The following is a 9,187-nucleotide window of genomic DNA, read 5'->3' as shown; positions in this document are numbered from 1 at the left end:
GAGCCGAACTCCTCCTGCTCGACAACGCCCGCGACGCCGAGCAGGTGCGCCCGCTGCTGCCGGCGAGCCCGACCTGCCGCGTGTTGCTCACCGCTCGCAGGATGCTCACCTCGCTGGACGCCGCGTCGCACTTCCGCCTCGGCGTCATGGCCGAGGACGAGACCTCCACGCTGCTCGGCCGCCTGATCGGGGAGGAGCGCGTGGCGGCCGAGCAGCGGGCGGCGCGCGCGATCGTGCGGCTGTGCGCGGGGCTGCCGCTGGCGATCAGGATCGCCGCCGCCCGGCTGATCGCCCGGCCGGGACTGTCGCTGCGCGCCCTGGCCGACCGGCTGGCGGTCGAGGACCGCCGCCTGTCCGAGCTCCAGGCCGACGACCAGGCCGTACGGGCGTGCTTCATGATGAGTTACCGGAGCCTGGACGCCGAGTCCTCCCGGATGTTCCGGCTGCTGGGCCTGCTCGGCGGCGCGGCCATCAGCGTCACGGCCGCCGCGGCCCTGGCCGACCGCCCGGAGCCACGCACCGCCGACCTGCTGGACCACCTCGCCGAAGCCCAGCTCCTGGAGGTGTGCGACCACGACCGGTATCGCCTGCACGACCTGCTCCGCCTGTTCGCCCGCGAGCGGGCCAGGGAGGAGGACACCGAGGAGGACCAGGCGCAGGCCGTCCGGCGGGTGCGGCGTGATGTCTGGACGCCGCCCGCTCAGCCGGCCACCTACATGACCGCGAAGAGCTGAGGCCGGGTGGAGCCGCGCCGCACACGGGAAATCATCCGTATTCGCCGCGAGATCTGACCGATAAACACCCGGCGATCCGTCCCCGGCCGCTTTTTCTGCTCCGCCGTCTCATCGCCCGCCGCCGACCTATACAGATTTGCATGGCACAGGGTATAGCCGGATTCGACATTGTTGACGAGATGTCTCACCTTTTCTCAGCGCCGAGAAGAAGGCCGGGCACCAGCGGAAATTCGCGCGAACCGGGAAGGGCGGACGTGTCTGAGCTGATCGGGGTAGACGAGTGTGAAAGTTTCACCGTAAAACAGGTCCAGGACCTTTACAGAAAGTATGTCAGCCGCAGTCAAGTCAACCTCATGACCTCCTTCGGCTTCGGCCGGGAACTCGTCGGGAGCGCCGAGGGCGCCTGGATCGAGACCCGCGACGGCCGCAGGGTCCTCGACGTGACCGGGGGGGTCGGCGTGCTCAACCACGGCCACAACCATCCCCGCATCCTCCAGGCACGGCGTCGCTTCGCCGAGCGCCGGCGCATGGAGGTGCACAAGGCGTTCTTCTCGCCGTACGTGGCCGCCCTCAGCCACAACATCGCCACGCTGCTGCCGGGCGACCTGAACACCTCCTACTTCCCGAACTCCGGCGCCGAGGCGAACGAGGGCGCCGTCAAGATGGCGTACAAGTACCACGAGGGGCGCCGCAACACCATCCTCCGCGCCGACATCAGCTTCCACGGCAAGACTCTGGGCGCGGGCAGCCTGACCGGATCGTCCGAGAACTCCTTCCACTTCCCCGGTCTCCCCGGCATCGTCGTCTATCCCTACGGAGACGTCGCGGCCGTCGGCTCGGCCGTCGAGGCGGCTCGCACCCCCGACGGCAAGTGCGACGTCTACGCGATCATGGTCGAGCCGTACAGCGCGTCGAGCATGCGCTGCTGGTCGGAGAGCGACCTGTACGAGCTGCGGCGGCTCTGCGACGCCGACGACATCATGCTGATCTTCGACGAGGTCTACACGGGCTGGGGCAAGACGGGCAGCCTCTTCTACTTCATGCGCTATCCCGACCTGCTGCCCGACATCCTCGTCTACTCCAAGTCCCTCGGCGGCGGCAAGGCGTCGATCGCCGGGTACACCGCCCGCGAGCCCGTCTTCCGCAAGGCGTACGACCGGCTCTCCGACGTCATCCTGCACAGCACCACCTACTACGGCTTCGGCGAGGAGACCGTCACCGCCATCGAGGCCGTCAACATCGTCGTCGAGGACGACTACCCCGCCAGGGCCCGGCAGATCGAGCGCGTCCTGGGTCCCGGCCTGCAGAACATCCACAAGCGCCACCCCGACGTGGTCGCCCGGGTGAGCGGGGTGGGCGCGCTGTGGGGCGTGTTCCTCACCGGCGGGCCCAAGGTGCTCGACCTGGCCGCCAAGCTCGCGCCGGGCTTCTCCGGCGACCCGCAGTTCCGCACCAAGCTGATCACGCTGTCGGTCATCGCCGACCTCTACCGCGAGCACGGCATCGTCGCCTACTACAGCCCGAACGCCGACAACCCCCTCGTCGTCGCGCCGACCCTCGCCATCGAACAGGAAGCCCTCGAGTACTTCCTGGACAGCCTCGACAAGACGCTGGCCAAGGGCCTGCCGCGGCTGCTCGCCCGGTTCGTGCGGGAGAAGGTGGGGTCGCGATGGCCCGCAGGGTCGTAGTCACCGGCAGCGCCGGGATGCTCGGCGGCCACCTGGCCCGCCGGCTCGTGCTCGACGGCCACGACGTGCTCGGGGTGGACCTGCGCCCCCAGGCCGAACCGCTGCTTGCGGCGGGGCACCGGATCGGCGACGTGCGCGACCTGCCACTGATGATCGAGGCCATGACCGGGGCGGACGCGGTCGTCCACTGCGCCGGCGCGCTGCCGAGCTACCCGGCCGAGCAGATCCACGAACTGATCGTCGGAGGCACCCGCACCGTCCTGGAGGCCGGGCGCCGGGCCGGCGTGGAGCGGCTGGTCCACATCTCCTCCACCGCCGTATACGGGCTGCCGACGCTCGTGCCCACGCCGGAGGACCATCCGCGCGCGCCGGTCGACCCCTACACCAGGGCGAAGACGGCGGCCGAGGAACTGGCGGAGAAGTACCGGGCCGACGGCATGTGCGTGCCCATCCTGCGCCCCAAGACCTTTCTCGGCCCCGGCCGGATGGGCCTGTTCGCGATGCTCTTCGAGTGGGCCGAGGAGGGCCGCAACTTCCCGGTGCTCGGCAGCGGGGACAAGCGCATCCAGATGTTCGCGATCGAGGACCTGGTGGACGCCGTGGCCATCGTGCTCGACGCGCCGGCCGACGTCGCCGACGACACCTACAACCTGGCCGCCGCCGAGTTCGGCACGCTGCGGGAGAACTTCCAGGCGGTTCTCGACGCGGCCGGCCACGGCAAGCGGGTCGTCTCGCTGCCCGCGGGACCGGCCCTGGCCGGGCTCCGGCTGCTGGAGCGCAGCCGGCTGTCCCCGGTGTACGGGCGGCTGGCGCGCAAGCTGCTCGCCGACTCCTATGTCAGCATCGACAAGGCCCGTGAACGGCTCGGCTTCCGTCCACAACTGTCCAACAAGGAGGCGATTGTCCGCACGTACGCATGGTGGCGGGAACACCGCGCGACCGGCTCCCCGCGCGGCGCGACGAGCCGTGACGCGTGGCGGCAGGGCGCGCTGTCGCTGGCGAAGGTCTTCTTCTGAGCTATCGGGGTAAAGCACATGCGCCTTGTCGAATCGGCAGACGTTCCAGAGAGCCCGCAGCGTCAGGAAGCGGCGCAGGACCGGATCGTGAAGACCCGCAAGCGCCTGGTCGCGGATCTGGCCGCGCTGATCCGCCCCTCCCACGCCGCCAAGGCGATCCTTCTCGTGCCCGTGGCGCTCATCGGCGCGCCCTCGCTCAGCCCGGCCGAGGTGGCCGGCGTCGTCTGGGCGACAGTGGCGTTCATGGTCGCCTCCGCCGCCGTCTACATCGGCAACGACATCGCCGACCGGCGCCGCGACCGTCTCCATCCCGTCAAGTGCGACCGCCCCATCGCGGCCGGCCGGGTGGGGGTGCTGACCGCGGGCGTCTGCTGCGCCGTCCTGCTGGCGGTGCTCGCGGCCATCGTCGCCCGTGAGCCGGTGTCCTCCTGGCCGGTGCTGGTGTACCTCGTGCTCAACATCGCCTACAGCCGCCTGCTCAAGCACATTCCGCTGGTCGACGTGGGCACGGTCGCGGTCGGCTTCGTCCTGCGCGTCGTGCAGGGGTACGAGGTGACCGGAGACCGGGTGCCCGCCTGGCTGCTGATCACGGTGTTCTCGATGTCCCTGCTGCTGCTCATCGGCAAGCGCCGCAGGGAACTGCTGGAGGCCGGGGCCGTCCACCGGCCCGCGCTGCGTGGCTACTCGATGGAGCTGACCAACTGGCTGCTGCAGATCGCCTCCGTGCTCGCCCTCGTCTCCGGCCTGATGTACCTGCGTGACGAGGGACCGTTCGGCCCGCAGCACGGCCAGACGGCGATGATGTTGTCCACTCCCTTCGCGCTCTTCGCCCTCTTCCGGTATCTGCAGATGCAGCTCATGGACAAGGCGGGCGGTGACCCGGTGCGCGTCCTGCTGCGCGACCGCGTCATGGTCGTGAACTCGATGTTGTGGGCCGCCACCCTGGGTGTGACGCTCGTGCTCGTCCACCACCCGTCCCTGGCGGCGGTCGTCCACCTGTGAGAACGATGTGTGAGAGGAAGGCGATGGACGTCCGCTTACTGGGACCGGTCGAGGTCACCCTCGGTGACCGCTGTGTCCCTCTGGGGCCACCCCAGCGACGCGCGGTGCTGGCCGCCCTGGCGATCGACGCCGATCGGCCCGTGTCGCTGCGCGCACTGATCGAGCGGGTCTGGGACGATCCGCCGGACCGGGCGACCGACTCGTTGTACGCCCACATCGCCCGCCTGCGGCAGGCGCTGACCGCGACCGGGGTCTCCATCGAGCGCCGGAACGGTGGTTACGCCCTCGACGTGGACCCCGAGCGGGTGGACGCCTACCGGTTCCGGCGGCTGGCCAAGCAGGCGCAGCTACGCGCCTGCGACGACTTCACCCGGACCCGGCTGCTGGCCGAGGCGATGGAACTGTGGCGCGGCACGCCGCTCACCGGCATCCCCGGAGAGTGGGCCGCCCGCATGCGGTACGGCATCGAGCAGCAGTTCGTCGGCGCCATCGTCACCTGGGCCCAGGCGCACCTGCGTCTGGGCCGCCCCGACATCGTGGTCACCGAGCTGACCCCGCTGGTGCCGCGCTACCCGCTCGCGGAGCCGCTGGCGAGCATGCTGATGCGCGGCCTGTGCGCCCTGGGACGCGGCGCGGAGGCCGTGGCCCTGTACGCCCGCCTGCGCGGCTACCTCGCCGACCACCTGGGCATCGAGCCGGGGCCGGAGCTGCGTGCGCTGCATCTCGGGATCCTGCGCGCCGGCCAGGACCCGCTGACCCGGCCGTCCGGCCGGCCCGGCCTGCTGTACGCCCAGGTCACCGGCTGAGCGAGAGCACCAGCCGCTGTCCGCTGTGGTCGGACAGGCCGTTCGAGCGGACCAGCCGATACTCGTGGACGGTGATCTCCTGAGTGGTGTACGCCCAGTCGATCCGCCACCACGGCCACCGGTCGTCCCAGGTGGCGGGGTAGAGCGAGCGCAGAGCCGGGGTGGCGTCGGCCATCCGCCCCGGCACCAGGCGCAGGATGCCCATCGCGGGCGAGACGTTGAAGTCCCCGGCCAGGAAGGCGGGCAGCGGGTTCGCCTGGATGTCGGCCGCGAGCGCGCGGAGGTCGGCCTGGCGTGCCTCGTGCTGCGTGCGGCCGAGGCTGAGAAGGTCGAGGCCGCCCGCGGACGGGTCGACCGGCGAGCTGATGTGGGAGTTGTAGAACGAGGCGGTCCTGTTCCCGATGCGCAGGTCCGTGCGCAGCGTCTTCACCGTGTAGAAGCCGGGCCAGTCGGAGCCGGGCGGCACGGGCGTGTCCCGGCTGTCCTCCGGACGCGGGCCGAGGCCGCGCTCCAGGACGATGGGGAAGCGCGACAGCGTCACCATCTCGCTCGCCGTGGCGATGTGGAATCCGGGGAACTCCCTGCGCAGCCTGTCCAGGTCGTGGACCCGGATCGGCCGGGAGTCCGCGCCGAAGTAGACGTACTCCTGCAGCAGCAGCACGTCGGCGTCCTGAGCGTGGAGGTAGCGGTAGAAGGCGGCGACGTCCCGCGCCGGCGTTCCGGTGGGCGGGGGCATCGTGCCGCCGACCGGCTGGTCCCAGTACCAGGTGTTCCAGGAGAACACCTTGATCGAGTCAGGCGGGGCCGGGGCGGCGCGGTGCCACAACGAGGCGAGGTTGAGCCCGCTCGCGCCCCCGCCCAGCGTCAAGGACACCAGCGCCACCGCGGCGGCCGCCCGGCGCGCGCGGCGCGCCATCGCCAGGGCCGCGGCGAGCAGCACCACGGGAACGGCCGCCAACGCCAGCGGCGGGACGAGCTCGGGGACCTGCCACCACCACACCCGGCCGGACAGGGCGCGGTGCAGCAGCACGAACACCAGCCAGGCGGTCGCCGCGCACAACACCAGCGGGATCCTTCGGCGTGTCCCCAAAGCGCGCCGGGAATCGCGGGCCCGTGTCGCGTCGGTCGTGTGCGCCTGGCCGAGGAGCGCTCGCAGGGGAGCCGTCACGTGGCCGCCTCGCCGGTGGCCGGGTGACGCATGCTCACGTCGGGGTCGTAGAGCCGGCGGAAGCGCGCCGAGCACAACCACCGCGCGACCCCGGCCGCCACCCCGGCCGCGATGGTCACGTTCACCAGGAAGTGCACGACGCCGAAATAGAGCAGGAACAGCGGGCCGCGCCTGCGCAGCACGAAGCGGTACATGCCGAGGTCGGCCAGCAGCGACACGGCCAGGGCGAGGGCCGAGAGCGCGGCGCCGGCCGGGCCGAGCGGGATCGCCAAGGGTGCCGCGGCCAGCGCCGCCAGCGCGGCGAGGCTGCCGCCGGCCCGGCTGGAGGTCTCGAACCCGCGGGCGAAGCGCCGCCGGCGCGCGTACAGCGGCACCCGGGCGCGCCCCCGCCGGTACAGCTTGCGCAGCAGCTTGAACAGCTTGTGGTCGTGATCGTGCCGTGAGCGCACCGCGCTGGTGAGCACCATCTCGTACCGCTGGGTGAGACGGTGGCCGTAGTCGACCTCCTCGGTCTCGCGCAGGCGCGTGTTGAACGGCCCGATGTCGTCGAACACGCGGCGCGGCATCGCCATCAGCGCCGGGAACAGGAACGAGATGGGCCCCTCCGAGCTGACCGTCCAGTAGTGGTACTGCAGCGCCCGGTACTCCTCGACGAGGCTGTCGCGGATCAGCGGCTCGGGGTCGTGGATGCTGCACACCGCGCCGAGCCCGGGATCGGCGGCGAGCATGCCCACCGCCACCTCGACGGCGTCGGGGTAGGGGGCCACGTCGGAGTCCACGAAGATCAGGATCTCACCGCGCGCGTGCGCGACGCCGAGGTTGCGCGCACCGGCCACGCCCATGTTGCGTTCCGTGCGGATCACCCGCACGCCGAGCCCCCGCGCGACCTCGACCGAGTCGTCGGTGCTGCCGTCGTCCACGACGATCAGCTCGATCGGCCCGTAGGTCTGCGCCCGCATCGCACGCAGGCACAACGTCAGCGAGGCGGCGTAGTTGTAGTTGGGCACGATCGCCGACACCAGCGGCCCTTGCTCGGTCATCGCTCACACCTCCGCCGACGCGGAACGGGCCGGGAGGTCGTAGGTTCGACGGAACCGGCTGGACAGCAGGCACTGGGCGGCGCCGGCGAACACCGCCACCGCGACGGTGAGGTTCACCAGGAAGTGCACCGCGGTGAAGTACAGGGTGAAGCGCGTGCCGGCGTAGCGCCGGACGAAGCGGTACATGCCCAGGTCCGCCGCTATCGAGCCGGCCAGCAGCGCGACCGGCGCGGCCAGCCAGGCCGGGCCGAGCACCACCGGCAGCGGCACGGTGAGCACGGCGAACAGCGCGGCGAGCGAGCCCCAGCCGCGGCTGCTGTTGGCCGGGCCGCCGTTGAAGTCCGGGCGGCGCAGGTACAGCGGGATGTGCAGGCGCGCGCGGTGGAAGAACTTCGACAGCACCACCTTGAGCCGGTCGTCGTGGTCATGCCTGCCCCTGATCCTGTTGTCCAGCACGATGCGGTACCGCTGGGTGACGCGGTGGCCGTACTCGGCGTTCTCGCTGTGGCGCAGGGCGGGGTTCAGCGGGCCCACCTCGCGGAAGACCTCCGCCCGCATGGCGAAGAGCGCGGAGTAGATCGTGGTGATCTCGCCCTCGTCACCGGAGATCCAGTAGTGCAACTGGAGGCTGCGGTAGCGCTCCACGTGGCTGTCGAGGATCAGCGGCTCCGGGTCATAGGTGCCGCACACCACCCCCAGCGCAGGATCGGCGGTGAGCAGGTTCACCGCGTGCTCGACCACGTCCTCGGCCAGCGCCAGGTCCGAGTCGAGGAAGAACAACACCTCGCCGCGCGCGTGCTCGACGCCGAGGTTGCGCGCCGCCGGGGCGCCGATGTTGGTGTCGGTGACCACGACCCGCGCCCCGTGCCGGTGCGCGATCGCCACCGAGTCGTCGGTGCTGCGGTCGTCGACGACGATCACCTCGATGTGCGGGTACGTCTGCCGCTCCAGCGCGTCCAGGCACAGGGTGAGCGTGCGGGCGTAGTTGTAGTTCGGCACGATGACCGAGACCAGTGGCCGTACCTGCGGCGTCATCGGTGTTCCTCTCGCCTCGTCCGGCGCAGTAACAACGGCAGGGGCCGGCCGAGGCCGCTCCTGGTGAAGTCCGAGGCGTCGTTCACCCGGGGGAAGGGCTCGGCCGGCACCGGGACCTCCAGGAACTCGCAGAGCGGGCCCCAGCCGTCGGCGACGTCGAAGACGAGCAGCCGGTCGGCGGGGACGGCGGCGATCACCCTGGCCGCATGCTCTTCGAACAGCCGGACGGCCCGTTCCGGCGTCCGATCGGCCGGTGTCGCGAAGGTCCGCGCGTCGAGGGTCGTGCCGACCATCTTGACGAACGCGGCGAGGTCGGTGCCGAGCAGGGACGACAGCAGGATGGCGGCCCTGCCCGGCGGCGATTCGATGCGCCGCCGCTGCGCGAACAGGGTCCGCTGCATGCTGGCCAGCCATCGGTCCGGGTCGCGCGTGGTGAGGATGATCTTGGCTTTCGGGTAGTGCCCGGCGAGCTGCTGCCAGTAGGCGGAGGTCGGGCCGTCCACGCACGACTCGTAGCCGACGAGCAGATGGTCCCAGTTCACCGCGCGGGGCGTGGCGGCGGCCAGCCACGACCTGATCTGCTGGGGATGGGCGAACACGTCCACCATGTGGTGGCACGGCCCGAGACCGAGCCGCTCCAGCGCGGTCTTGAGGGAGAGCGTCCCCGTCCGGCCGAAGCCGGTGCCGATGACCCGCAT

The 9,187-nt window shown here is 71.2% G+C and carries 8 protein-coding genes and 1 pseudogene; 5 read left to right on the top strand and 4 right to left on the bottom strand.

Going from position 1 to position 9,187, the window contains the following annotated elements; all coding sequences use genetic code 11:
• The 5 genes and pseudogenes from ACFPZ3_RS44740 to ACFPZ3_RS44720 all read left to right on the top strand — a co-directional run.
• Positions 1–734, top strand: a pseudogene (locus ACFPZ3_RS44740) (NB-ARC domain-containing protein); the annotation flags it as partial.
• Between the two features lie 353 nt (positions 735–1,087).
• Entirely contained in the window at positions 1,088–2,422 is a 1,335-nt protein-coding gene (locus tag ACFPZ3_RS44735) for an aspartate aminotransferase family protein (protein ID WP_379520484.1), read from the top strand.
• Entirely contained in the window at positions 2,404–3,438 is a 1,035-nt protein-coding gene (locus ACFPZ3_RS44730) for an NAD-dependent epimerase/dehydratase family protein (protein WP_379520483.1), read from the top strand. Before ACFPZ3_RS44735 ends, ACFPZ3_RS44730 begins: the two co-directional genes overlap by 19 nt.
• A gap of 87 nt (positions 3,439–3,525) precedes the next feature.
• Positions 3,526–4,440, top strand: a complete 915-nt coding sequence (locus tag ACFPZ3_RS44725; protein WP_379520482.1) for a UbiA prenyltransferase family protein — start codon at positions 3,526–3,528, stop codon at positions 4,438–4,440.
• A 23-nt stretch (positions 4,441–4,463) separates the two neighbouring features.
• Positions 4,464–5,246 carry an AfsR/SARP family transcriptional regulator gene (locus ACFPZ3_RS44720; protein ID WP_379520481.1) on the top strand — a complete coding sequence of 261 codons (783 nt, stop codon included), beginning with the start codon at positions 4,464–4,466 and terminating at the stop codon, positions 5,244–5,246.
• Here ACFPZ3_RS44720 and ACFPZ3_RS44715 read toward each other — a convergent pair.
• Genes ACFPZ3_RS44715 through ACFPZ3_RS44700 form a run of 4 tightly spaced genes read right to left on the bottom strand, consistent with a single transcriptional unit; the run spans position 5,236 to position 9,187 of the window.
• Complete coding sequence (locus ACFPZ3_RS44715) at positions 5,236–6,414, bottom strand: endonuclease/exonuclease/phosphatase family protein (protein WP_379520480.1); 1,179 nt, start codon at positions 6,412–6,414, stop codon at positions 5,236–5,238. The genes ACFPZ3_RS44720 and ACFPZ3_RS44715 overlap by 11 nt on opposite strands.
• The gene (locus ACFPZ3_RS44710; RefSeq protein ID WP_379520479.1) at positions 6,411–7,454 is read right to left on the bottom strand and encodes a glycosyltransferase family 2 protein; all 1,044 of its coding nucleotides are present in this window, start codon (positions 7,452–7,454) and stop codon (positions 6,411–6,413) included. The genes ACFPZ3_RS44715 and ACFPZ3_RS44710 overlap by 4 nt, the downstream gene beginning before the upstream one ends.
• A gap of 3 nt (positions 7,455–7,457) precedes the next feature.
• On the bottom strand, positions 7,458–8,489 hold the full coding sequence (locus tag ACFPZ3_RS44705) for a glycosyltransferase family 2 protein (RefSeq protein ID WP_379520478.1): 1,032 nt from the start codon (positions 8,487–8,489) through the stop codon (positions 7,458–7,460).
• Positions 8,486–9,187: a sulfotransferase family protein gene (locus tag ACFPZ3_RS44700; protein ID WP_379520477.1), complete on the bottom strand. Its 702-nt coding sequence runs from the start codon at positions 9,185–9,187 to the stop codon at positions 8,486–8,488. The genes ACFPZ3_RS44705 and ACFPZ3_RS44700 overlap by 4 nt, the downstream gene beginning before the upstream one ends.

This window comes from Nonomuraea insulae, from assembly GCF_042656245.1.
Note: the sequence above shows the minus strand (reverse complement) of the source record. Positions and strands in the feature narration are given on the sequence as shown.